The sequence below is a fragment of the Nocardia transvalensis NBRC 15921 genome (assembly GCF_000308875.1).
GTDB lineage: Bacteria > Actinomycetota > Actinomycetes > Mycobacteriales > Mycobacteriaceae > Nocardia > Nocardia transvalensis.
Map to the genome: position 1 here is coordinate 21,522 of NZ_BAGL01000028.1, position 24,097 is coordinate 45,618.

Annotated in this window: 18 protein-coding genes and 1 tRNA gene; 11 read left to right on the forward strand and 8 right to left on the reverse strand. The window is 70.4% G+C overall.

Annotated features, from left to right (window positions below):
• Positions 1–110 precede the first annotated feature (110 nt).
• From ON41_RS09315 to ON41_RS09330, 4 genes are all read left to right on the forward strand, one after another.
• Positions 111–722 (forward strand): hypothetical protein, encoded by a 612-nt coding sequence (locus ON41_RS09315; RefSeq protein WP_040746946.1) that lies wholly within the window; start codon positions 111–113, stop codon positions 720–722.
• Positions 723–866: 144 nt separating this feature from the next.
• Positions 867–2,057, forward strand: coding sequence for an NAD(P)/FAD-dependent oxidoreductase (locus ON41_RS09320; RefSeq protein ID WP_040746947.1), 1,191 nt, complete (start codon positions 867–869; stop codon positions 2,055–2,057).
• Between the two features lie 9 nt (positions 2,058–2,066).
• A complete protein-coding gene (locus ON41_RS09325) occupies positions 2,067–3,005 on the forward strand; it encodes a sigma-70 family RNA polymerase sigma factor (protein ID WP_040746948.1) in 939 nt (312 codons plus the stop codon).
• Between the two features lie 92 nt (positions 3,006–3,097).
• Complete coding sequence (locus tag ON41_RS09330; RefSeq protein ID WP_040746949.1) at positions 3,098–4,288, forward strand: NAD(P)/FAD-dependent oxidoreductase; 1,191 nt, start codon at positions 3,098–3,100, stop codon at positions 4,286–4,288.
• Between the two features lie 50 nt (positions 4,289–4,338).
• Here ON41_RS09330 and ON41_RS09335 read toward each other — a convergent pair whose 3' ends face one another.
• Together ON41_RS09335 and ON41_RS09340 are read right to left on the reverse strand one after the other, a co-directional pair.
• On the reverse strand, positions 4,339–5,073 hold the full coding sequence (locus ON41_RS09335; protein ID WP_040746950.1) for a dienelactone hydrolase family protein: 735 nt from the start codon (positions 5,071–5,073) through the stop codon (positions 4,339–4,341).
• 202 nt (positions 5,074–5,275) lie between these two features.
• Positions 5,276–6,526, reverse strand: coding sequence for an APC family permease (locus ON41_RS09340; protein WP_040746951.1), 1,251 nt, complete (start codon positions 6,524–6,526; stop codon positions 5,276–5,278).
• Between the two features lie 64 nt (positions 6,527–6,590).
• Here ON41_RS09340 and ON41_RS09345 point away from each other — a divergent pair, with 64 nt between their 5' ends.
• Together ON41_RS09345 and ON41_RS09350 are read left to right on the forward strand one after the other, a co-directional pair.
• Complete coding sequence (locus tag ON41_RS09345; protein WP_246829485.1) at positions 6,591–7,340, forward strand: arsenate reductase/protein-tyrosine-phosphatase family protein; 750 nt, start codon at positions 6,591–6,593, stop codon at positions 7,338–7,340.
• Positions 7,337–7,744 (forward strand): VOC family protein, encoded by a 408-nt coding sequence (locus tag ON41_RS09350; protein ID WP_040746953.1) that lies wholly within the window; start codon positions 7,337–7,339, stop codon positions 7,742–7,744. Before ON41_RS09345 ends, ON41_RS09350 begins: the two co-directional genes overlap by 4 nt.
• A 52-nt stretch (positions 7,745–7,796) precedes the next feature.
• On the opposite strand, the gene ON41_RS09355 is transcribed toward ON41_RS09350, so the two are convergent.
• The gene (locus ON41_RS09355; RefSeq protein WP_246829486.1) at positions 7,797–8,408 is read right to left on the reverse strand and encodes a PAS and ANTAR domain-containing protein; all 612 of its coding nucleotides are present in this window, start codon (positions 8,406–8,408) and stop codon (positions 7,797–7,799) included.
• Positions 8,409–8,591: 183 nt separating this feature from the next.
• Positions 8,592–8,673 (reverse strand) — tRNA-Leu (locus ON41_RS09360).
• 385 nt (positions 8,674–9,058) lie between these two features.
• Between ON41_RS09360 and ON41_RS09365 the strand changes: the two genes are divergently transcribed.
• Together ON41_RS09365 and acpS are read left to right on the forward strand one after the other, a co-directional pair.
• On the forward strand, positions 9,059–18,373 hold the full coding sequence (locus tag ON41_RS09365) for a type I polyketide synthase (RefSeq protein WP_040746955.1): 9,315 nt from the start codon (positions 9,059–9,061) through the stop codon (positions 18,371–18,373).
• Between the two features lie 155 nt (positions 18,374–18,528).
• Entirely contained in the window at positions 18,529–18,951 is a 423-nt protein-coding gene (gene acpS / locus ON41_RS09370; RefSeq protein ID WP_040746956.1) for a holo-ACP synthase AcpS, read from the forward strand.
• Between the two features lie 75 nt (positions 18,952–19,026).
• Here the strand turns inward: acpS and ON41_RS09375 are convergent, their stop codons facing one another.
• The gene (locus ON41_RS09375; RefSeq protein ID WP_246461004.1) at positions 19,027–19,653 is read right to left on the reverse strand and encodes a TetR/AcrR family transcriptional regulator; all 627 of its coding nucleotides are present in this window, start codon (positions 19,651–19,653) and stop codon (positions 19,027–19,029) included.
• Between the two features lie 261 nt (positions 19,654–19,914).
• Between ON41_RS09375 and ON41_RS09380 the strand changes: the two genes are divergently transcribed.
• Complete coding sequence (locus tag ON41_RS09380; RefSeq protein ID WP_157185412.1) at positions 19,915–21,171, forward strand: DUF7159 family protein; 1,257 nt, start codon at positions 19,915–19,917, stop codon at positions 21,169–21,171.
• Between the two features lie 54 nt (positions 21,172–21,225).
• Here the strand turns inward: ON41_RS09380 and bcp are convergent, their stop codons facing one another.
• Complete coding sequence (gene bcp, locus ON41_RS09385; RefSeq protein WP_040746958.1) at positions 21,226–21,696, reverse strand: thioredoxin-dependent thiol peroxidase; 471 nt, start codon at positions 21,694–21,696, stop codon at positions 21,226–21,228.
• Positions 21,697–21,808: 112 nt separating this feature from the next.
• Here bcp and ON41_RS09390 point away from each other — a divergent pair, with 112 nt between their 5' ends.
• The gene (locus ON41_RS09390; protein WP_040746959.1) at positions 21,809–22,033 is read left to right on the forward strand and encodes a DUF3618 domain-containing protein; all 225 of its coding nucleotides are present in this window, start codon (positions 21,809–21,811) and stop codon (positions 22,031–22,033) included.
• A 64-nt stretch (positions 22,034–22,097) separates the two neighbouring features.
• Here the strand turns inward: ON41_RS09390 and ON41_RS09395 are convergent, their stop codons facing one another.
• Both ON41_RS09395 and ON41_RS09400 read right to left on the reverse strand, forming a co-directional pair.
• Entirely contained in the window at positions 22,098–22,412 is a 315-nt protein-coding gene (locus tag ON41_RS09395) for an excalibur calcium-binding domain-containing protein (protein WP_040746960.1), read from the reverse strand.
• A 138-nt stretch (positions 22,413–22,550) separates the two neighbouring features.
• Positions 22,551–23,528, reverse strand: a complete 978-nt coding sequence (locus ON41_RS09400) for a pirin family protein (RefSeq protein WP_040746961.1) — start codon at positions 23,526–23,528, stop codon at positions 22,551–22,553.
• A 59-nt stretch (positions 23,529–23,587) separates the two neighbouring features.
• Between ON41_RS09400 and ON41_RS09405 the strand changes: the two genes are divergently transcribed.
• Positions 23,588–24,055 (forward strand): MarR family winged helix-turn-helix transcriptional regulator, encoded by a 468-nt coding sequence (locus ON41_RS09405; protein WP_040746962.1) that lies wholly within the window; start codon positions 23,588–23,590, stop codon positions 24,053–24,055.
• Positions 24,056–24,097 lie beyond the last annotated feature (42 nt).

Sequence of the window (24,097 nt, forward strand, 5' to 3'; positions counted from 1 at the left end):
CGCCGATCTCACCCTGCCGGGGTGAATACACCGGCGCCGTCCCGGCGGAGACTTTCACGACCATATGGCCGCCGGCGGTCGCGGTGGCGGTTCCGCTCGGAAGGGTGCTGATGAACGGTATTGTCGTCGCGCTGGTCGGAGCGCTGATGTGCTTCTACGGGATCCGGTCGGTGCACCTCGGGATTCTGGCGATCGGGTTCGGTGTCGGCTGGCTGGTCGCGGATCTGTTCAATCCGTCGTTCTCGGTGCTGGTGCTGTTCGGCTTGGTCGGCGCCGTGTCGTCGTGGGTGGTGACGGCGCTGGTGTTCAAGTTCGCGGCGTATGTGATCGGTGGTCTGACCGGTTCCATGGCGGGCGCCAAACTGGCCGCGGTGTTGCAGCCGGGAGACAAGAACTGGGCGTTGAGCATGATCGTGATCCTGGCGGTGTGCGTGGCGGGCGCGTTTCTGGCCGACAGGTTCCGCGCGCGTGCGCTGTTGTGGCTCACCTCGATCGGCGGCGCGAGCATGGTCCTGAGCGGCTTAGGCCGGATGAACGACCACCTGGCGTTCCTGCGATCGCCGGAGGCAGGCTGGCAGGAATTCCTGGCGGCCGTCGCGTGGATCGCGTTGTCGGTCGCGGGCTGGATCGTGCAGCGCCACCTGTTCGCCGAGAAGCTCGGCATCAGCCACCTCGCGGTCGGCGACGGCAAAGAAGGCGGCGCGGCCGCCACCGGAACTTGACGCGGTCAGCGGCGAGAGCGCCGGGTCAGAAGTCCCGCGAGCCACCCGACGAGTCATCACCGTGACCCACGTCACTGGCTAAGCCTGTCAGGGATTCGGGGGCTGTCTCGTTCAGGGGGCACGCGAACCAGACAGGAGCGAACCATGAAGCACCGCATCGTCGTTCTCGGGGCCGGATACGCAGGAGCTTTCTCCGCCGGGTACCTGGCCCGCCGGCTCCACCCCGACGACTTCGAGATCACCGTCGTCAACGCCGAATCCGATTTCGTCGAGCGCATGCGCTTGCATCAGCTTGCCGCGGGGCACGACCTTCGTCACCGGCCGCTGGCAGAGGTGTTCGCGGGCACCGGAATACGGCTGCGGGTGGCGCGGGTGACCGAGGTGGACGTCGAGCGCCGGACCGTCACGGTCGCCGACGGTGGGAGCGTCGACCGGCTCGAATACGACACCCTGCTCTACGCGCTCGGCAGCACCGCCGCCGACCACGGCGTTCCGGGTGTCACCGAGCACGCTTTCCCCGTGGCGGCGCGACCGTCCGCACTGCGCCTGCGCGCGCGCCTCGATGAGCTGGGCGAGAGCGGGGCGGTGCTGGTGGTGGGCGGCAACCTGACCGCGATCGAGGCCGCCACCGAGATCGCCGAAGCCCGCCCGGGACTACGGGTCAGCCTCGCCACCAGCGGTGAACTGGGCGGCTGGCTGGGCCCGAAGGCCCGTCGGCACCTGCGGCGTGCCTTCGACCGACTCGATATCGCCGTCCACGAGCACACCGGCATCGAGCGCGTCGAGGCGGCGGAGGCGATCGCTGCCGACGGCACCGCCTTCGTCTCCGACGCGACCGTGTGGGCGGCCGGCTTCGCCGCGTCTCCGATCGCCGCCGCGAGTGGCCTCCGGGTGGGACCCGACGGCCGGATCGAGACCGACCGGCAGATGCGGTCGCTCTCGCACCCGGATGTCTACGTCGCCGGTGACAGTGTTTTCGTCGTCGGTGACAACGGTCGGCCGTTGCCGATGTCCTGTGCCTCCGCGGGGTTCACCGGCCGCCAGGCGACGGCTGCGATCATCGGGGACCTGACCGGGCGCAAGGTCGAGGCTACCGCGCTGTCCTATGTCGGCAACCACATCAGCCTCGGACGGAGAGACGGGCTCTTCCAGCTGGTCGACGGCGACGCGTGCGCGAAACCCGGGGCCCTGCGCGGCCGGCCCGCGGCGCGGGTCAAGTCGGCGATCGTGGCGACCAGCGGCTGGGCCATCAGCCATCCGACCTTCGGAAAGCTGGACCGCAAGTACCGCGCGGCGACAACCGCGGCGCGCTCGACCGAATTGGTCGCCGGATAAGGTCCGCGCATGGACACTGCCACCGTGGCGCGTTTCGAGGCCAGCCGGAATCGGCTGGCCGCGATCGCCTACCGCCTACTCGGCTCGGCCGCCGACGCCGAGGACACGGTGCAGGACGCGTTCCTGCGGTGGCAGGCCGCCGACCGGGAATACGTCGAGGTGCCCGAGGCCTGGCTGACCAAGATCGTCACCAATCTGGCGCTCGACCGGCTCCGTTCGGCAACGGCGCGGCGCGAACGGGCGGCCGGGGCCTGGATGCCCGAACCACTCCTCGACGGCGACCCGATGCTGGGGCCCGCCGATACCGTCGAACAGCGCGAATCGGTGACGCTGGCGGTGCTGACCCTCATGGAGCGCCTGTCGCCGATCGAACGGGCCGTTTATGTTCTGCGCGAAGCGTTTTCGTACAGCCACGCCGAGATCGCCGACATCCTGGACATCACCGAGTCCGCGAGCCAGCAACACGCCCACCGAGCCCGGCGCCGGATTACCGTCGGCCGCAACGCGATCGACATCGACCGTGCCTCCGCGCGCCGGATCGTCGACGCCTTCATCGCCGCCGCAGCCTCCGGCCGGACCGAACGATTGGTGGCGCTGCTGACCGACGACGCGACCGCTGTCTCCGACGGCCTCGGCGGGTTGGCCGAGAAGCTGATCCGGTACTCGACCCCGCAACGGATCGCGAGCGTGGTGCGGGCCGGGTTCGCACCGTCTCCGGCCAAGCGGCGGCTCGTCGGTGGCTCGCCGTCGATCCATGCCGTCGTGGTCAACGGCTGTCCGGCCGTACTCGCCGCGCTCGACGACCGGGTCGTCGGCGTCGCGGTCCTGGAGATCCGCGACGGCAAGATCGCGGGCATGCGCAGCATCGCCGCCCCCCGCCGACTGGGCCGCGTCACCGAGCAGTGGCGCCGGCACGAGCACGATGCCCCGCTGATCGAATCCTGGTGACCGGCATTCGCGGTGAGCTGCGTCACAACGTGTCATGAATGACGTGGCTGCGGTGTCTTGTGCACGAACCCTCTGAACGAAGGAGAGACACCATGAACAGCACTATCGACGTGGTCGTGATCGGCGGCGGGTATGCCGGAGTGATGGCGGCCAACCGGCTGACGCGGCGCGGCGACGTGGCGGTCACCGTGATCAATCCGCGTCCGGTCTTCGTCCCGCGGTTGCGGCTGCATCAGCTGGTGGGTGGCACCCATGACGCGGTCGTCGACTTCCGGGACGTGCTGGCCGAGGGCGTCGAGTTGGTTGTCGACAGCGTGATGGCGATCGATCCGGCCGCGCGGACGGTGACACTGGCGGAGGGCGGCAGTATCGGCTATGACTACCTGGTCTACGCCGCAGGCAGCGGCGTCCCGGGCCCGCGAGTGCCGGGGATGGCCGAATTCGCCTATCCGGTGGCGACATTGGAGGCGGCTCAGCGCCTGCGGTCGGTGTTGTTCGATACGCCTCCGGCAGCGGCGGTCACCGTGATCGGGGGTGGCCCGACCGGTATCGAGACCGCGGCGGAGCTGGCCGAGCAGGGACGTGAGGTGACCTTGGTGTGTGGCGGTCCGCTGGGCCCCTATCTGCACCCGAAAGCTCGGCGCACCGCCCGTAAGTACCTCACTCGGCTCGGGGTCGCCGTCGTGGAGGAGCCGGACGCGCCGGTCGTGGCGGTGACGAGAGACGCGGTGGAACTCGGCGACGGCCGCACGCTGGCGAGCCAGGTCACCATCTGGGCCGCGGGCTTCGGTGTGCCGGATCTGGCCGTTCGCAGCGGACTGTCCACGGACGCCGCGGGGCGGCTGCTCACCGACGAAACATTGACCAGCATCGATGACGAGCGGATTGTCGCGGCGGGAGATTCGTCGGCGCCGTCGGATCTGCCGTTCCGGATGAGCGCCTACACCGCGTACTGCTTGGGCGCCCACGCCGCCGACACGGTGCTGGATCGGATCGCGGGTGAGCGGCCGACGCCGATCGACCTGGCCTTCCCGGCCATGTGCCTCAGCTTCGGCCGGGACGCCGGGATCTACCAGCTCGGCCACAAGGACGAGACCGCGATGCGGCTGTATTTCAGCGGGCTCGCGGGCAAGAAGCTGAAGGAATTCGCCTGCGAGGCGGGTATCAAGCACCTGGCGACCGAGGCGCGCAAGCCCGGCTCGCACCACTGGTTCTCCGACGGCAAGCATCGGCCCGCGCTGCTGCGGGCACGGAACGAGAACGCGGCGGCACGAGTCGGGTAGCGGCATCCTGGCCGACTTCGCCTAGTGTCTGCCGGCCTGACGGCCCGGCCTCAGTTCAGGTGCCTGGCGAAGAATCGGCTCGCTTCCTCCCCGGCGAACCGCGGGACGCCGGTGTGCCCGCCCATATTGGCGTACAACGTCTTCTCCTTGGAGCCGAAGGCGTCGTACAGGTCCAGGGCCTGCTGCCGGTCGTTTCCCTCGTCGTCCCACTGCAACAGGACCAGCAGCGGAATGGTGACCTGCCGGGCCTCCTCGAGTATGGCGCGAGGCACGAAACTCCCGGCGAACAGAACGGCGGCCGCGATGCGCGGCTCGACGACCGCCAGCCGGGCGCCGATGGAGATCACCCCGCCCGAGTAGCCGACCGGGCCGCCGATCTCGGGCAGCGCGAGCAGGGCGTCCAGGGTCGCCTGCCATTCCGGGACCGCCTTGTCGACGAGCGGGAGGATGAGCCGGTCGACGATCTCGTCATCGACCGGCCCGCCGGCCGCCAGCGCCCGGTGCAGGTCGGCGAGGGCCTCATCGGCGGCGGCCGAACGCGGCCGGTCACCGCTCCAGGGCAGCTCGATGGCGGCCACGGCGTAGCCCTCCGCTACGGAATGCCGGGCTCGGGCCAGCAGGCGCGGATACGACTTGCGCAGCCCGAGAGGGGGAGGGCTGATCAGGACCAGCGGTGCCGGTTCGGATGCGGATCCGGGCGTCCACAGGATGCCGGGAATCTCGCCGAGGGTGAATTCGCGTTCGAGGACGCCGTCGTCGAAGCGCTGTTCGGAAATGAATTGCACGGTCGTGCCTTTCGGGAGTGCTGTTGGACGGCGCTCCCGGACGACCTAGCGCCCGACCGTGACCCCTGAGGGGAGCACCCATGTCGATACTGCGTTCACGGGTACCACCTCCTCGTTCTCCGGCACGGCCTCCGAAAAGATAGCAACGGCCGCAGTCGCGCGCCACCCGTTTTTTCGGTGGCCTCCGTGGACAGACCGACGCCTACGAATTCCGCACGGCCCGACGCTCGGACAGGCGCGCGACGTAGACGAGTGCCCCGAGCGCGAGGACCGCGGCGCCGGTGATGACGGAGGCGCGGGGGAGGGCGAAGGCCAGGGCGAGGCAACCGAGTGCCCCGGCAACGGGAATGACGCGCCGGCCGGGAGCGAGGGTCCAGGTGGAGGCGTTGGCGATGGCGTAGTAGGCCAGGACGCCGAACGAGGAGAACCCGATGGCGCCGCGCAGGTCGGCGGTGGCCGCGAGCGCGGCGACGATCACACCGACCGCGAGTTCGGCGCGGTGGGGCACGCCGAAGCGTGGGTGGATCGCGGCCAGGGCGTGAGGCAGATGCCGGTCGCGGGCCATGGCGAGGGTCGTGCGCGAAACGCCGAGGACGAGTGCGAGCAGTGCTCCGAGAGCGGCGAGTGCGGCCGCGGCGCGCACGACCGGTGCCAGGCCGGGAAATCCGGCGGTGCGGACCAGGTCGGCCAATGGTGCTGTGGCACGGGCGAGTTCGTGCGGACCGAGGACGGTGAGTGCCGCGACCGCGACGAGGGTGTAGACGATCAGGGTGATGCCCAGGGCGAGCGGGACGGCGCGGGGGATGGTGCGCGCGGGGTCGCGGACCTCTTCACCGAGGGTGGCGATCCGGGCGTATCCGGCGAAGGCGAAGAACAACAGCGCGGCGGCTTGCAGCACGCCGTGCGGCGTGATGTCCGAGCCGACGGCCAGGCGTGCCGGGTCGGCGGTGTGTGCGCCGAACGCGGTGGCGACGACCGCGATGAGGACGGCGAGTACCACCGCGACGATGATCCGGGTCACCAGTGCTGATTTGTGCACACCGAAGTAGTCGACCGCGGTCACCGCCACGACGGCGGCGACGGCGACGGCGTGCGTGTGCGCGGGCCACAGGTAGGAGCCGACCGTCAGCGCCATGGCCGCGCAAGAAGCGGTTTTGCCGACCACGAAGGACCATCCGGCGAGGTATCCCCAGAACTCGCCGAGGCGTTCGCGCCCGTAGACGTAGGCGCCGCCGGACGCCGGATATCGGGCGGCGAGCCGTGCGGAGGAGGTGGCGTTGCAGTAGGCGACGACTCCCGCCACCGCCACACCGATCAGCAATCCCGACCCCGCGGCGGCCGCGGCGGGCGCGAGGGCGGCGAAGATTCCGGCGCCGATCATCGAGCCGAGCCCGATCACCACCGCGTCGAATACGCCGAGCCGACGTCGCAGCGCGGGGGCGGATTCGGGCATGAGTGTGCTCCTGAGAGGCGATCGAGGTATATACATCAAACCATTTTGATGTAATCTCGGGAAGGTGGGAACGACAGATCCGGTCCCGTTGCTGATGCGGATGGCGTCGCATCCGCTGCGGTGGGCGTTGATGACCGAGCTGGCCGCGAGCGATCGCCGCGTGCGGGAGCTGGTGGCTGCGGTGGGGGAACCGCAGAACCTGGTGTCGTATCACCTGCGGTTGCTGCGTTCGGCGGGGCTGGTCGGCGCGCGCCGCAGCAGTTTCGACGGCCGCGACAGCTATTACCACCTCGACCTCTCCCGGTGCGCGGCCGCGTTCGGAGAGGCGGCCTCCGCCTTGCATCCGGCGTTGGCTCCCGGTCCGCGCGAATGGCCCGCGAGGTGTTCGGTGCTGTTCCTGTGCACCGGTAACAGTGCCCGCTCGCCGATGGCGGAGGCACTGTTGCGGCACCGCGTGACCGATATCCGGGTCGCGAGCGCGGGCAGCCATCCCAAACCGCGGATTCATCCGAACGCGGTCCGAGTGCTGCGCGAGGACTACGGCATCGACCTGGGCGCGCAACGACCGCGGCCGCTGGACGCCGTCGCCGACCGGCGCTTCGACTGCGTGATCACGTTGTGCGACAAGGTTCGTGAGGTGCCGCGCGACCACGGCCGCGCCGTCGCGACACATTGGAGCCTGCCCGATCCGGCCGCCACCGGCGACACCGACCGCGCCACATATGCGCGATTCCGCAGTCTCGCAACCGAACTCGACACCCGTCTCGGGTTCCCGCCCTTTCCCTCGGTCAGTAACAAGGAGATCCGGCCATGACCACGACCGCACCGTCCGAACTCGCCCGCATCCGCTACCTCGTCGACGACGTGGCCGCGGCGGTCGAGTTCTACACCGCCCATCTCGGATTCGCCGTCGACTTCGACGCCTCCCCGGCCTTCGCCGCGGTGGTGCGCGGCCCGCTACAGCTGCTGCTGGCCGGGCCCGGGAGTTCCGCGGCGCGGCCGATGCCCGACGGCGCCGTCCCCGGACCCGGGGGCTGGAATCGGCTGCAACTGGTCGTCGACGACCTCGCCGCCGACGTCGCGCGGCTGCGCGCGGCCGGCGTCGCCTTCCGCAACGACATCCTCAACGGCCCTGGCGGACAACAGATCCTGCTCGCCGATCCGTCCGGAAACTTCGTCGAACTGTTCCAGCCCGCCCCTCGTCCGCCGGCACGGTGAAGGTGACGCCGTCGGGCGGAATGTGCCCGGCGGCGTTGTTGTGCCGGCCCTGTCAGCGGTCTTCGGGTGGGATGCGCAGGTGGCCGGTGAGCAGGAGGTGGTCGAAGGCACCGACGGTCTCCCGGGGCGGGGCCGGGACGGACGGCAGATCGCGGAGCACCTGCGCGGCGATGGCGCGCAGTTTGGTGTTGGTCTCCTGCGAGCGCCAGACCAGCACCTTGAACGCCTGCTCGGCGGTGATGCCGTACATGCGCATCAACACGCCCTTGGCCTGCTCGATCACCGCGCGGTTGGCGATCACATCGGGCAGCACCGTCGCGACGACGGCTTGCTCGGCGGCGTCGAGGGTATCGGTGAGGTCGACGTAGTAGCCGCTGGTGCCGATCGCGGCGCCGTCCTCGTCGAGGATCCGGTCGGCGACCACCATCACCGTGTGCTCGCAGCCCGCGGTGTCCAGGAACCGGTGCTTGCTCGAGAACGGTTCACCCTCGGCCACCGAACGCGTGATCAGCTCGGCGACGTGATCACGATCGTCGGGATGCTTGTGCGAGAGCACGAGTTCGGTGGTCGGCTCGACCTGCCCCGGGGTGTACCCGTGCATCCGGTACACCTCGGCCGACCACTCCCACCGCTGCGTGCCGAACCAGAACCTGAAACTACCCACCGCAGCGGGCGCGTCCCCCGATCCCGCCGTCGGTACGGGCGAACAATCAGCCGGACCTGGCCCGGCAGCAGATTTCACGGACCTATTATTGCCCGACCAGGACAGAAGCAATCAATCTCGGCCGTGCCGGCCTGATCACGATGCGGTGCGGCACGCAAACCCGGCGGATCTGCCGGGTATCTGTGCGCGAGGGGGGACTTGAACCCCCACGTCCGAGGACACTGGAACCTAAATCCAGCGCGTCTGCCAATTCCGCCACTCGCGCGTGCTGGTACGACCGTCCAAACTCTACCGGGCTTGACCGACATCATGAAGTTCCCCGTGGGCGTTTCGTACCCACGAGTAACCCCACCTGCAATTATAACAATTAGATAACGGGCAATGTGAGGAACCCTCAACTTTCCTACAGGGGTGTAACCGGCCGGACCAGCGGCTTCAAACATGAGGGAGAGTCATGTTTCGGATTGTTCTTGTACGTCAGTACCGAAATACTCGGCGGTAGTCGTAGGGGGCGGCCGACAAACGTGAGGCTTTCCTCATGATTTGTGCGATCCTCGGGTTTCATCAGGTCCTCAGGGGCGAGGGACACCTGCGCATGGACAGCGGCCCCCACGAGGGACCGGCCGCCACGAGTAAGGAAGTCGAACGTCTTGACGATCAACGAGAGCACCGAGACCGGATCGAGCGCCAAGATTGTTGGGGGAGCTTCGGATTCGGCGATCAAGTCGTCACTGCTCGACCGGCTGCTGGCCGGGGAGACGTATGCACTGGCCTTCGGTGGGCAGGGCGCGCAATGGCTGGGTGAGCTGGAGGAGATCGGACGCGACAGCGCGCTGGAGCCGGAGCTGACCGCTCTGGTGAACGAGGCCGCGGACACGCTGGAACCGGTGGCGGCGCAGCTGCTGGTCGTGCGGCCGATGGGCTTCGACCCGATCGGCTGGATGCTGGAGGACGACCTTGCCGACCCGGACCAGGACGAGGTCTCGGCCGCGCCGCCGGAGCAGGTGCTGCGCTCGGCCGCGATCTCCATGCCCGGCGTCTTCCTCGCGCAGGCGGCGGCGCTGCGGGCGCTGCGCTTGCAGGGGCTGGACCCGGCCGAGCACGCGCCCGTCGCGGTCGTCGGCCACTCGCAGGGCCTGCTGGCCGCGCAGGCGGCCGAGGCGCACGGCGCCCGCGACGCCGAACTGCTCGCGCTGGCCCAATTGATCGGCGCCGCGGCCACTCTGGTGGCGCGCCGCCGCGGGCTGATCCCGGTGGGCGAGAAGTCGCCGATGGTGGCGGTGTCCAACGTCGACCCGGAGCAGTTGCGGGCCGTGGTGGCCGAGGTCGCGCAGGGCGTCGACCCGAATGTGGCCGCGGCGGTGTCGATTCGCAACGGCCGCCGCCGGGTCGTGCTGTCCGGCACGGTGTCCCAGCTGGACCGGGTGCGCCGGCGCTGCGCGGAGATCCACGACGAGCAGACCCGCGACCGCGAGGCGAAGAAGCGCGGCGGCGCGGTGTTCGCCCCCGTCTTCGAGGACATCCAGGTCGAGGTGGCCTTCCACCACCCGGCGCTGGCCGACACCGTGGACCTGGTGACCACGTGGGCCGAGCAGTGCGGCATCGATACCGCCGTGGCCGCGCGCCTGACCCGCGAGATCCTGGTCGACCCGGTCGACTGGGTGCACATCGTCGAGGAGGTCGTGGACGCCGGTGCGCACTGGATCCTCGACCTGGGCCCCGGCGACCTGCTGACCCGCCTCACCCAGGGCTCGCTGAAGGGCACCGGCGTGGGCGCCGTTCCGGCCGCCACCCGCCCCGGCCAGCGCAGCCTGTTCACTCCCGGCGCCGCACCCGAGGTCGCGCCGGCGTGGTCGTCGTTCGCGCCCCAGCCGGTGCGCCTGCCCAATGGCCGGGTCGGCGTCGAGACCGCGTTCACCCGCCTCACCGGCCGCTCGCCGATCCTGCTGGCGGGTATGACCCCCACCACGGTCGACGCCAAAATCGTTGCGGCCGCGGCGAATGCGGGCCACTGGGCCGAACTCGCCGGCGGCGGCCAGGTGACCGAGCAGATCTTCGCCGATCGCGTCGCCGAGCTGAAGACGCTGCTGCACCCGGGCCGCACCGTGCAGTTCAACTCGCTGTTCCTCGACCCGTACCTGTGGAAGCTGCAGCTGGGCGGCAAGCGGCTGGTGCAGCGGGCCCGCTCGGCCGGAGCCCCGTTCGACGGCGTGATCGTCACCGCGGGCATCCCGGAACTCGACGAGGCCGTGGCGCTGATCGAGGAGCTGAGCGAGGTCGGCATCACCCATGTCGCGTTCAAGCCCGGCACCGTCGCGCAGATCCGCGCCGTGCTGCGCATCGCCGACGCGGTGCCGGACTACCAGGTCATCATGCACATCGAGGGCGGCCGCGCCGGTGGCCACCACTCCTGGGAGGACCTCGACGACCTGCTGCTCGAGACCTACGCCGAACTGCGCAACCGCGCCAACGTGGTGGTCTGCGTCGGCGGCGGCATCGGCACGCCCGAGCGCTCCACCGAGTACCTGACCGGCGAATGGTCGGCGGCGCACGGCTATCCGTCGATGCCGCTGGACGGCGTGCTGGTCGGCACCGCCGCGATGGCGACCCTCGAGGCCACCACCGCGCCCGAGGTGAAGCAGCTGCTGGTCGACACCCCCGGCACCCCCGACTGGGTCGGCGCGGGCACCGCGACCGGCGGAATGGCCTCCGGCCGTAGCCAATTGGGCGCCGACATCCACGAGATCGACAACTCGGCCTCGCGCACGGGCCGCCTGCTGGACGAGGTCGCCGGCGACGCCGACGCCGTGGCCGAGCGCCGCGAGGAGATCATCGCGGCCCTCGACAGCACCGCCAAGCCGTATTTCGGCGACGTCGCCACCATGACCTACCTGGAGTGGCTGGAGCGCTACGTCGAACTCGCGGTCGGCCTCGACCGCCGCAAGGACTTCGACTGCGGCAGCGACCTCGGCGACGCCATCACCGACGCCACCCGCTCGGTGTGGCTCGACATCACCTGGCGCGACCGGTTCGCGGAGATGATGCGCCGCACCGAATCCCGGCTCAACCCGGCCGACCGCGGCGAGATCGCGACCCTGTTCGCCGAGGACGCCGTCTTCGAGCAGCCGGTGCGGGCGATCTGCACGCTGAAGGAGCAGTACCCGGCCGCCGCCGAGACCGTGCTGCACCCGGCCGACGTGCCGTTCTTCGTCTCGCTGTGCAAGACCCCCGGCAAGCCGGTGAACTTCGTGCCGGTCGTCGATCAGGACGTGCGGCGCTGGTGGCGGTCGGATTCGCTGTGGCAGGCCCACGATCCGCGCTACTCCGCCGACCAGGTGTGCGTCATTCCGGGCACCGTCGCCGTCGCCGGCATCACCCGCGTGGACGAGCCGGTCGGCGAACTGCTCGACCGGTTCGAGCAGAACACCGCCTTCGCGCTGATGCGTGACGGCGTGACCCCGAAGGCGGTCCAGGGCCGCCGCCGCGTCGAGGTGGCCGCGGGCGCGATCGATGTCGTGCTGGCCGCGCCGGACGTGCAGTGGGCCGGGCGCACCACGATCAACCCGATCCACCGGCTCGGCGACCTCGGCGAGTGGACCATGAACGGCAAGGGTTCGGTGCACCCGCCGACCGGCGCCACGCTGAGTGCCACCGACGGACCCGACGCCGACACCGCCTACGTCGAACTGTCGGTGCCGCTGCTGGGCCGCGAGACTGTGCGCATCCGCATGACCGTGCCGCAGTCGGTCTACAACGGCGGCGCCCCGGTGATCACCGAGGACGACGCCGAAGCCGCCATGTCGGCGCTGCTGGCCGTCGCCGCCGGGAAGTCGCTGCCGGAGGTCAAGTCCGCCGGCGACGCCCATGTCGCGCACGTGAACCTGGCCTGGACCCCGGATATGATCGCCGACCACGCCGGAGTCACCGGATCCGGACTCCCGGCCACGCTGAGCACCATCGGCCGCTCGGTGCCGGACGTGCTCGTAGGCGCCTGCTGGCCGGCTGTCTTCGCGGTCCTGGGCGCCACCCGGGCGGCCGACGGCGGCAGTGTCATCGAGGGCATGCTCGACCTGGTCCACCTGGACCACCGCATCCGGCTCACCGGCGAATTGCCCGACAGCGCGGCGGTTCTCACCGTGCGCGCCGAATCGGGCCCGGTTCTCGACACCGACCTGGGCCGCGTCGTCGAGGTGAGCGTCACCGTCGGCGTCATGCGCGACCACGGACTCGACACCCCGACCGTGGCGACGCTGGTGGAGCGCTTCGCCATTCGCGGCCGCACCGGCGAGGGCGAGCTGACCGATCCGCCGCGGGCCGCGGGCGCCGTCTCCGAGAACGCCACCGACACCCCCCGGCGTCGCCGCCGCGACCTCACCATGGTCGCCCCGCGCGCCATGGCCGCGTTCGCCGCGGTCTCCGGCGATCACAACCCGATCCACACCAGCGACAACGCCGCCCGGCTCGCCGGACTCGGCAGCCCGATCGTGCACGGCATGTGGCTCTCGGCCGCCGCGCAGCACGCGGTGTCGGCGGTGGACCCCGAATCCCCGGTTCCCGCACGGTCTCTGACCGCGTGGACCACCCGCTTCCTCGGCATGGTGCGCCCGGGCGCGCAGATCGACGTGCGCGTCGAGCGCGTCGCCGTCGACCAGGGCAGCGAGATCGTCGAGGTGTCCTGCCGCGCGGCCGGTGACCTGGTGATGACCGCGACCGGCCGGGTGGCCGCGCCGCGCACCGTGTACGCCTTCCCCGGCCAGGGCATCCAGTCCAAGGGGATGGGCCTGGACGCCCGGTCCCGGTCGAAGGCGGCCAAGGAGGTCTGGGACCGCGCGGACAAGCACACCCGCGAGACCCTGGGCTTCTCCATCCTCGCCGTGGTCCGGGACAACCCGACCTACCTCAAGGCGCGCGGCGTGGAATACCGTCACCCGCAGGGTGTTCTGCACCTGACCCAGTTCACCCAGGTCGCCATGGCGACCCTGGGCGTCGCCCAGGTGGCCGAACTGCGGGAGGCCGGGGCGTTCGTCGAGGGCGCGATGCTGGCCGGGCATTCGGTCGGCGAGTACAACGCGCTGGCCGCGGTCGCCGGAGTGCTGCCGCTCGAGGCGGTGCTGGAGGTGGTGTTCCAGCGCGGTTCGGCGATGCACGAGCTGGTGCCGCGGGATGCCAAGGGCCGCAGCGACTACCGGATGGCCGCCATCCGTCCGTCGCAGATCGGGCTGCCCGACGCCGAGGTCATCGACTTCGTCGCGGAGGTCGGAGCGCGTGCCGGAGAATTCCTGGAGGTCGTCAACCTGAACCTGCGCGGCTCGCAGTACGCGATCGCCGGCACGGTCAAGGGCCTGGAGGAGCTGGAGGCCGAAATCGAGCGCCGCCGTGCGGAATTCGGCGGTAAGCGGGCCTTCGTGCTGGTGCCCGGCATCGACGTGCCGTTCCACTCCACCGTGCTGCGCAAGGGCGTGCCGGAGTTCCGGCACAAGCTCGAGGATCTGCTGCCGGAGAACCTGCATCCGGAAATCCTTGCCGGACGCTACATTCCGAACCTGGTGCCGCGGCCGTTCTCGCTGGAGCGCGACTTCATCGCCGAGATCGCCGATCTGGTGCCGTCGGAGCCGCTGGCGCGGGTGCTGGAGAACTGGGACGACTGGTCGGCGCGTCCGACCGAGCTGTGCCGGGTCGTCCTGATCGAACTGCTGGCCTGGCAGTTCGCCAGCCCGGTGCGCTGGATCGAGACCCAGGACCTGCTGTTCGGCGATCCGGCCGAGGGCGGGCTCGCGGTCGAGCGGTTCGTCGAGATCGGCCTGGCCGCCACCCCGACCGTCGCGAACCTGGCGACCAACACGCTCAAGCTGCCGCAGTTCGCCACCGCCAAGGTCGAGGTGCTCAATATCGAGCGCGAGGCCGGCGTGGTGTACTCCACCGATACTGATCCGGCGCCGGAGGAGGAGCCGGAAGAGGTTGTGGCAGAAGCGGCTCCGGCCGCCGCGGCCGCTGCCCCCGCGGCCGCTGCCCCGGCTCCGGCCCCGGCCTCCGGTGGTCCCCGCCCCGACGACATCCCCTTCACCGCCGCCGACGCCACCCGGGTGCTCATCGCCCTGTGGACCAAGCTGCGGCTGGACCAGATCGGCCCGGTGGACACCATCGAGGGCCTGTGCGACGGGGTCTCCTCGCGGCGTAACCAACTCCTGGTCGACCTCGGCTCGGAGCTGTCGCTGGGCGCCATCGACGGCGCCGCCGACGCCGATATGGGCGCGCTCTCGGCGACCGTCGAGCGGCTGGCCCGCACCTACAAGCCGTTCGGCTCGGTGCTGTCGGACGCGGTCGGCGACCACCTGCGCAAGGTGTTCGGGCCCTCGGGCAAGCGCCCGGCGGCGATCACCGACCGCGTCAAGAAGGTCTGGGAGCTCGGCGACGGCTGGGCGCACCACGTGACGGCCGAGGTGTCCCTCGGCACCCGCGAGGGCGCCAGCGTGCGCGGTGGCGACCTCGGCGGCCTGGTATCCGGCGCGCTCGGCGACGGCGCCGCGGTGGACGCCGCGATCGATGCCGCCGTGCAGTCGGTGGCGGCCCGGCGCGGAGTCAGCGTCTCGCTGCCCGCCGCCGGTGGTGGCGGTGGCGCCACCGTCGACGCCGCCGCACTGGGCGAATTCACCGAGCAGATCACCGGCCGCGACGGCGTGCTGGCCACCGCGGCCCGGGTCGTGCTGGAGCAGCTGGGCCTCGACGAGAAGGTCTCCGCCCCCGAGACGACCGAGGACTCCCTGGTGGACCTGGTGTCGGCCGAACTCGGTTCGGACTGGCCGCGTCTGGTCGCCCCGGCGTTCGACGGCCGCAAGGCGGTGCTGATCGACGACCGCTGGGCCACCGCCCGCGAGGATCTGGCGCGCCTGTGGCTCGCCGGTGACACCGGGCTGGACGAACTGCCGGTCGAGGGCTACATCGGCGCCGGGGAAGCCGTTGCGGCGCAGGCGAACTGGTGGCGGCAGCGCGCGATGGCCGAAGCCCGCTCGGTGCTCGCCGGTGTCTACCAGCGGATCGCCGAGGCGGCGCTGGACAGCGAGCAGGCCGGGGCCTGGTCCTCGGATGTCGCCGTGATCACCGGCGCCAGTAAGGGTTCCATCGCGTCGGCGGCCGCCGGGCGGCTGCTCGGCGGCGGCGCGACGGTGGTCGTCACGACCTCGAAGCTCGACGACACCCGCCTGGCGTTCTACAAGCAGCTCTACCGCGACAACGCCCGCCACGGCGCGGCGCTGTGGGTGGTGCCCGCCAATATGGCCTCCTACCAGGACGTCGACGCCCTGATCGACTGGGTGGGCAACGAGCAGACCGACAACGCCGGCGGCGCGAAGGTGCTCGTCAAGCCCGCGCTGACCCCGACGCTGCTGATGCCGTTCGCGGCCCCGCGCGTCGCGGGCGATCTGGCCGACGCCGGCGCCCGCGCCGAGATGGAGATGCGGGTCCTGCTGTGGTCGGTGGAACGGCTCATCGGCGGGCTGTCGGGTATCGGCGCCGACCACGACGTGGACGCGAAACTCCATGTGGTGCTGCCGGGTTCGCCCAACCGCGGCATCTTCGGCGGTGACGGCGCCTACGGCGAGTCCAAGGCCGCGCTGGACGCGGTCGTCGCCAAGTGGCGCGTGGAGAAGTCGTGGTCGCAGCGGGTCACCCTGGTGCACGCGCTGATCGGCTGGGTGCGCGGCACCGGGCTGATGGGCCACAACGACCCGCTGGTCGCGGCGGTCGAGAAGGCCGGTGTCCAGACCTGGTCCACCGGCGAGATCGCCGACGAACTGCTCAAGTGGTGCACCAGCCGGGCCCGTCTCGCGACCGCGACCGGTCCGGAGGAGATCGACCTGACCGGCGGCCTGGCCCGGGCCAAGCTGGACCTGCCCGCGCTGGCCAAGGAGGCCGAGCAGGCCGAGGCCGTCGCCGACGACGCCGAGCCCGCCGGGCGGACCATCGCGGCGCTGCCCGCCCCGCCGACGCAGACCTCGGCGCTGCCGGTGCCCGAATGGGGTTCGGTGACAGCCGATCTCGCCGATATGGTCGTGATCGTGGGCGCCGGTGAGCTCGGCCCGTACGGTTCGGCGCGCACCCGCTTCGAGATGGAGGTCTCCGACGAGCTGTCGGCGGCCGGCGTGCTCGAGCTGGCGTGGACCACGGGCCTGGTCACCTGGGAGAACGAGCCCAAGCCGGGCTGGTACGACACCGAATCCGGTGAGTACGTGGACGAGTCGGAGGTGGCCGACCGCTACCACGACACGGTGGTCGAGCGCTGCGGCGTGCGCCGCTACGGCGACGACGGCGCCATGGTCGACAACACCTCGCCGCTGCTCACGTCGGTGTTCCTGGACAAGGACCTGTCGTTCGTGGTGACCAGCGAGGCCGAGGCGCGGGCGTTCTACGCCGCCGACCCCGACCACACGGTCATCACGCCGGTCCCCGAGTCGGGCGACTGGCAGGTAACTCGCCAGGCGGGCACCGAGATCCGGGTGCCGCGTAAGGCGTCGCTGTCGCGGACCGTCGGCGGCCAGATCCCGTCGGGCTGGGATCCCACCAAGTGGGGCATCTCGGCGGATATGGCGGGTTCGATCGACCGGGTCGCGCTGTGGAACATCGTCTGCACCGTGGACGCGTTCCTGTCCTCGGGCTTCAGCCCCGCCGAGCTGATGAGCTGGGTGCACCCCTCGCTGGTGGCCAACACCCAGGGCACCGGCATGGGCGGCATGTCCTCGATGCGCTCGCTGTACATCGACAACCTGCTGGGCGAGCCGCGGGCCAACGACATCCTGCAGGAGGCGCTGCCGAATGTGGCGCTGGCGCACGTGGTCCAGTCCTACGTGGGCAGCTACGGCGGGATGATCCACCCGGTCGCGGCGTGCGCCACGGCGGCGGTGTCGGTCGAGGAGGGCGTCGACAAGATCCGTCTCGGCAAGGCCGAGGTCGTGGTCGCCGGCGGATACGACGATCTCGGTATCGAGGGCATCGTCGGCTTCGGTGACATGTCGGCCACCGCGGATTCGGCGGCGATGAGCGCCAAGGGCATCAGCGACCGCTACTTCTCCCGGGCCAACGACCGCCGGCGCGGCGGATTCGTCGAATCCCAGGGCGGCGGAACGGTTCTGCTGGCTCGCGGCGATATCGCGGTGGAGATGGGCCTGCCGGTGCTGGGCGTGGTCGCCTACGCGCAGTCCTTCGCCGACGGCGTGCACACCTCGATTCCGGCTCCGGGCCTGGGCGCGCTGGGCGCCGGGCGCGGTGGCGCGGAGTCGAAGCTGGCGGCCGAACTGCGCAAGCTGGGCGTGACTCCGGACGACGTGGCGGTGGTGTCCAAGCACGACACCTCCACGGCCGCAAACGATCCCAACGAGTCGGAGCTGCACGAGCGGCTCGCGGGCGCGCTGGGCCGCACCGACGGCGCCCCGCTGTTCGTGGTGTCGCAGAAGTCGCTCACCGGGCACGCCAAGGGCGGCGCGGCGGCCTTCCAGCTGATCGGCCTGTGCCAGGTGCTGGAGCAGGGCGTGATCCCGCCGAACCGCAGCCTGGACTGTGTGGACGAGAAGATGCGGGAGTACCCGCACCTGGTGTGGGCGCGCGAACCGCTGCGGTTCGGAGATCGGTTCGCGCTCAAGGCCGGTCTGGTCACCTCGCTCGGCTTCGGCCACGTGTCCGGCCTGCTGGCGATCGTGCACCCGCAGGCCTTCGTCCAGGCCATCGACCCGCAGCGGCGCGAGGAGTACCTGCGCCGGGCCGAGGAGCGGCAGCTGAACGGCCGCCAGCGGTTCACCGAGGCCATGTGCGGCGGCGCCCCGCTGTACGAGCGCCCGGCCGACCGCCGCCTGGGTGCGGACGGCACCCCCGCGCCGCAGATCCGCCAGCTGGAAGCCGACATGCTTCTGTCGGAGCGGGCACGGCTGGCGGCCGACGGTACCTACGTCGCCGACGGCGGTCCCGCCTGCCGGTAACGTAATCCGATGAAAACCGCTGCCGCGCAAGGAAGTATGCGCGGCAGCGGTTTCGTCGTATGGCGCTTGCCCAGCGCATTGTCCCGTTGTCCCCGGAAATCGGGCATCGCGCTGGTATGTTCCGTGCGAATCGACGAGTGAGGAGTTGCGACACTGTGACCATCTTGGGGATCGGGCTGGACCTGGTGACCATTTCCGACTTCGCCGAGCAGCTGAAGCAGGCCGGGACCACCATGCTCCGGGAGAGCTTCACCGCGGGGGAGCGGCGCTACTGCGAGAGCAAGGGCACCGACCCGTCGCGCAGCTACGCGGCGCGCTGGGCGGCCAAGGAGGCCGTGCTCAAGGCGTGGGCCTCCTCGCGCTTCGCCCGCAGCCCGCAGATCGGCGACAACCCCTACCCGCTCATCGAGGTCGTCAACGACGCCTGGGGCCGCCCCAGCATCAAACTCCACGGCCTCGCCGCCGAATTCCTCCCCCGAGTCCGGGTCCACCTGTCGTTGACTCACGATGGGGACACGGCGGCGGCGATGGTGGTGCTGGAGGATCCGGGCGAGTTAGCCGACCTCATCGAGTCCTGACAGCGCTGGGGATTCCGGCCAAAAGCGTGCCGGAAACGAGAACCTTTGTTGCCCCGGCATGCTTTTGGCCGGGGCCTACTCCTCCCCCTGCCCCCCACTACGCGAATCCTTCTCCGCCACCAGGAGATACGCCACCATCAGCCGCTTCAGCTCGGCGACGGCGGCCTCGTGGCTGAGGCCGTCCTGGACCGAGAAGTTCATCATCGAATAGACCACGTGCACCAGGACCTGCGCCATCATCGAGCGGCGGGCGCGGGGCGTGCGGGGCATCAGGGGGCGCAGCATCTGCTGTACCACCTCGGCGAACTCCTTCTCGTGGATGGCGCCGGTGGCCCGCGTGGACGGGGTGGACTGCATCGCCAGCCACACCTCGCGCCGCGACGGATCGGTCATCCACAGATCGGCGAGATGATCGACGAGCTTGTTCATGTGCCGCAGCCAGTCCATCGACGGGATCTCGCCGTGGAAGTCGGCCAGCTCGCGCGAGACCGCCACCAGATCCTGCCGGTTGAGTTCGCACACGATGACGTACTTGTTCGCGAAGAACTGATACAGCGTGCCGATCGGCACCTCGGCCCGGGCGGCCACTTCCTCGCAGGTGAACGATTCGAAACCGACCTCGACCAGAAGTTCCCGGGATGCCTGCAACAGGGCGTCGAACTTGCGTTTACTGCGTTCCTGGGTGGGACGGCGCCGCGGCATGAGCTCTTGCGGGTCGTCCTGTAATTCCAATGCGGGGTCCGCACGTCGGTTCGACCTCGCTGCCGTGCGCGCTTCCACCACCTACCCAGGCTAACGGTACCGACACGCTGATGACACGCGGCGCCGCCGTCGGGTTCGGGTTTGCCTCCGGTTCATAACCCATCCGGTGCTCGGTGTGGTGACGAACACATAACCGAGTATGCGTCCCCTTATATGTCGGAAGGCTGACCAGTGGTGGCTCGATTAGTGGTGACATTCGGCGTGTCCACAGAGCGCGGCGCCGTGCGGGCGGTGGCTCTCCTCGGCGGGGCGGGCCACCTGCCCGAGCGCATCCTGCACCAGCGGACCCAGCGGATCCCCGGTGACGACCCGCGGGGCCTGGCCCGAGCGGTGGAAACCGTGCTGGACGACCTCGAGGCCGAGATCGGCGCCGACTACGAGATCGCCGGGGCCGCGGTCACCTATCGCGATTCCGGCGAGCGCCGCGCCGTCGTCACCGGCCTCGCGTCGACGTCGTGGCGCACGGCCTCGCTGGTCTCGGCCAAATCCGCGCACCTGGCGCTGGCCCGCGCGATGAGCTGGGTCGACGGGTTCGAGCACCTGGTGATCTGCGAGGTCGTGCCCGGCTATCAGGGTTTCTCGCTGATCTCCCCGGACCGTGTCCGGGTGGTCGCGGGTCTCACCACGGCCGGAACGGTGACTCCGGAGACGATGCGCCCGGCGGTCACCGCCGCGTGGGACCAGTTCGAGGCGGCCGGCGTCAGCCCCGACGCGGTGGTGCTGATCGGTTCCGCGGCGGGCGACCCGGCGGTCACCGCGGCGCTCGGCAAGGGATTCGGGGCCTCGGTCGTCCCGTGCAAGGTCGCGGTGGCGGGCTCGGCCCTGGGCGCGGCACTGGTGGCGCAGCCCGAGGAGGCGAGCGTGGTCGCGACGGGCGGGCGTTCCCGGCGGTCGCACGCCACCACGGCGGTATTCGCGGCGGCGAGCGTGCTGGCGGGCGGTTTGGTGGTCGGCGGCGTCTATCAGGCGTCCGGCAAGTCGCGGACGGAATCCGCGCCGACGCTGACCGATGCCCGCATCGCGGCCCAGACCCACAGGGCCTTCCCGGCGGCCGTCGCGGCGCCGGGCCGCCAGTCCGCGGAACAGCACGGCACGGAACCCGGCGCGTCGGATCAGGCGGCGCCCGCGGAGGAGGCGTCCACCGATGTGGTCACCCTCGACCCCTCCGCCGTGAGCTGGGGGCCGCAGTGGTCGGGAATCCGCGGATTCGATTCCGACGCCGAGGATTCCGGGCATCCGCAGCAGTTGGTGAAGCAGACCGACGCGGAGGTGGCACCGGCGGCTCCGAGTTCGGTGGTCCCGGCCCCGACCGTGCCCGTCGGGTCGCCCGACAGTTCGTTGCTGTTCCCGGGCGAGCCGGTGCCCCCGGCGGTCGGTACCGCCGAATTCGGCCAGTGGTGGGAGAACCACTGGCGGATGATGGTCCAGTGGGCGGCGCTGATGGTGCCGCGCGTCTGACCGTGAGCATGCCGACGGCCCGGGACATCGCGTCCCGGGCCGTTCTCGTCTCTCCTACACCGACAGGTCGCGCCGCAGCTTGGCCACGTGGCCGGTCGCCCGGACGTTGTACTGGGCCAGCTCGATCTTGCCCTGCTCGTCCACCAGGAAGGTGGAGCGGATCACGCCGGTGATCTTCTTGCCGTACATGGTCTTCTCGCCGTAGGCGCCCCACTCGCCGAGCACCTCGCGGTCGGGATCCGACAGCAGCGGGAAGGTGAGCTTCTCGTTGTCGCGGAACTTGGCCAGCTTCGCGGGCTTGTCGGGGGAGATGCCGACGACGTCGATGCCGGCGCCGTCGAGTTCGGCCAGGCTGTCGCGGAAGTCGCAGGCCTGTTTGGTGCACCCCGGCGTGCTGGCGGCGGGGTAGAAGTAGACGATCACCTTCCGGCCGCGGTAGTCGGCGAGGGATACGTCCTTGCCGTCGGCATCGGGGAGGGTGAACACCGGCGCGGTGTCGCCGGGACTGAGTCGGTTCTCGGTCATAGCCAGCCACGGTAACCGACGCCTGTGACAACGGCGGCGGTATCCCGGCGACCGATAGACTCGTCCCCTAGCGACGCACGCCGACCGACGAACAGAACTTCAGGAGACAAACGTGGCGAAGGAAACCGAGAGCATCGAGCGGGAGATCGAAGCCGCGCGCAACCGGCTCGCGAACACACTCGACGAGCTCGCGGTGCGGGCGGATCCGCAGCGGATCGCCGACAACACCAAGCAGGCGGTGGTCGCGAAGGTCAGCGAGCCGAAGGTGAAGTACAGCTTGATCGGCGCGGGCGTGCTGGTCTTCTTGCTGCTGCTGCTCCGGATCTTCCGCCGCTGAGCCCGAATACACGACACCCGGTGTGGCGCGATGCCACACCGGGTGTCGGTGTTCTCGGGACCGATCAGACGGTCGGGCAGGCCATTCCGGTGCCGTCGGGGTCCAGGTGGGGCGAGTAGCCCGGCTCGCCGCGGAACAGCGGCGCACGACCCGCGGCGCGGGCCTCGTCGCAGTTCTTGAAGGTGCCGCCCGCCGAACCGGTCTGGGCCAGGCCCGCCGATCCGGTGGCGCCGATGGCGTCGTCGATACCCGACGAGCCGGTTCCGGCCGAGCCGGAGGGGACGAAACCGTCTGCGGAGGCCGGAGCAGAGAGAGTGATCGGAGCCGCGAGGGTGATCAGTCCCGCGCTGGCGGTCACTACTAGCCTGCGAACGTTCATGTATTCCTCGATGTCTAAGGGGTTGACTACGACGGGCCGGCCGCACTCCCCGCGGTAGCAGAGCCGGGAACCGCCGAGTCTACTGTTCTGATGGCCCGGGCTCTTGTCAAACGGGAGGCCGAGAGCCGCTTGTGAAATCTACTCACCGAGCCTCTTGCCCACCAAATGCTCGGCGGGGATCCGGCCCATCCGCCCGGCCTCGAAATCCTCGATGGCCTCGATGATTTCGCTCTTCGAGTTCATCACGAACGGCCCGTACTGGATGACCGGCTCGCGGATCGGCTCGCCGCCCAGCAGCAGTACTTCCAGGTCGCCGGACGGGGTGTCCTGGCGGTTGTCGGCGGTCACGGTGATGGCGTCGCCGGGACCGAACACCGCGAGCTGCCCTTCGGCCAGCGGGCGGCCCTCCGCGCCCGCGCTGCCGCTGCCGGCCAGCACGTAGGCCATCGACGAGAACTGTTGCGGCCAGCCTGTTTCCAGGCGTCCGCCGGGGCTGATCGAGGCGTGGGCGTAGGAGATCGGGGTGTACGTGGATCCGGGGCCCTCGAAGCCGCCGACCTCGCCGGCGATGATGCGCACCAGCGCGCCGCCGTCGTGAGAACTCACCAGCGTCAGCTCGCTCGCGCGCAGGTCCTGGTAGCGCGGGGGCGCCATCTTCAGCGCGCGCGGCAGGTTCACCCACAGCTGGACGCCGTGGAAGACGCCGCCGGAGATCACCAGCTCCTCGGCGGGCAGCTCGTCGTGCAGGATGCCGGACCCGGCCGTCATCCACTGGGTGTCGCCCTCGCCGATGGTGCCGCCGCCGTCGTTGGAGTCGTGGTGCACCATCGTGCCGTCGAGCATGTAGGTGACGGTCTCGAAGCCGCGGTGGGGGTGCCAGGGCGCGCCCTTGGCCTCGTACGGCTCGTAGGCGACCGGGCCCATCTGATCGAGCAGGATGAACGGGTCGGCGGTGCGCAGCTCCGGGCTCGGGAACGGTCGCCGCACCTCGAAGCCCGCGCCCTCGCGCTGGCGGTGTGCGGTGGTGACGCTCCGGACCGCGCGCTGCCGCAGGGTCTCGTCGGGCCGCGGCAGCCGCGGGAGTACGAGGATGTTGTCGACGGTGACGGCGGGCATGGGGACCTCCTCGGCGGGTTGGTGTCCATGTCAACCAAACTCTGACTAGGATCATTCCCATGGTGCGATGGCTGGGCGACGAGGAACAGCAGACCTGGTCGGCGTTTATCCGGATGCGGCAGCGCCTGGACGCGGCGATGGCCGCCGGACTGGCGCGCGACGGCCTGTCGATGCCCGACTACGAGATCCTGGTGGCCCTGTCCGCGGCGCAGGACGGCTGCCTGCGGGCCCGGGACCTGGCCGCCGAGATCTGCTGGGACAAGAGCCGCCTGTCGAAGCATCTGGCGCGCATGGACAAACGCGGCCTGGTCACCCGGGAACCCGCCGCCGACGACGCCCGCGGAATCCTGGTCCGCCTGAGCGGGCCGGGCCGCCGAGCCTTGGAGAAGGCGGCCCCGAACCACGTCGAGCTGGTCCGGCACTTATTTATCGATGGCATGACTGAAGTTGAGGCGAAGGCAGTGCGATCCCTGGCCGACAGGGTGGCGGCCACGGCCGAGCGCACTACGACCCTCGGGGACATCTGAATCACATCGCCGCCCTCTCCGGCACCGCCTCCTCCTTTTTCC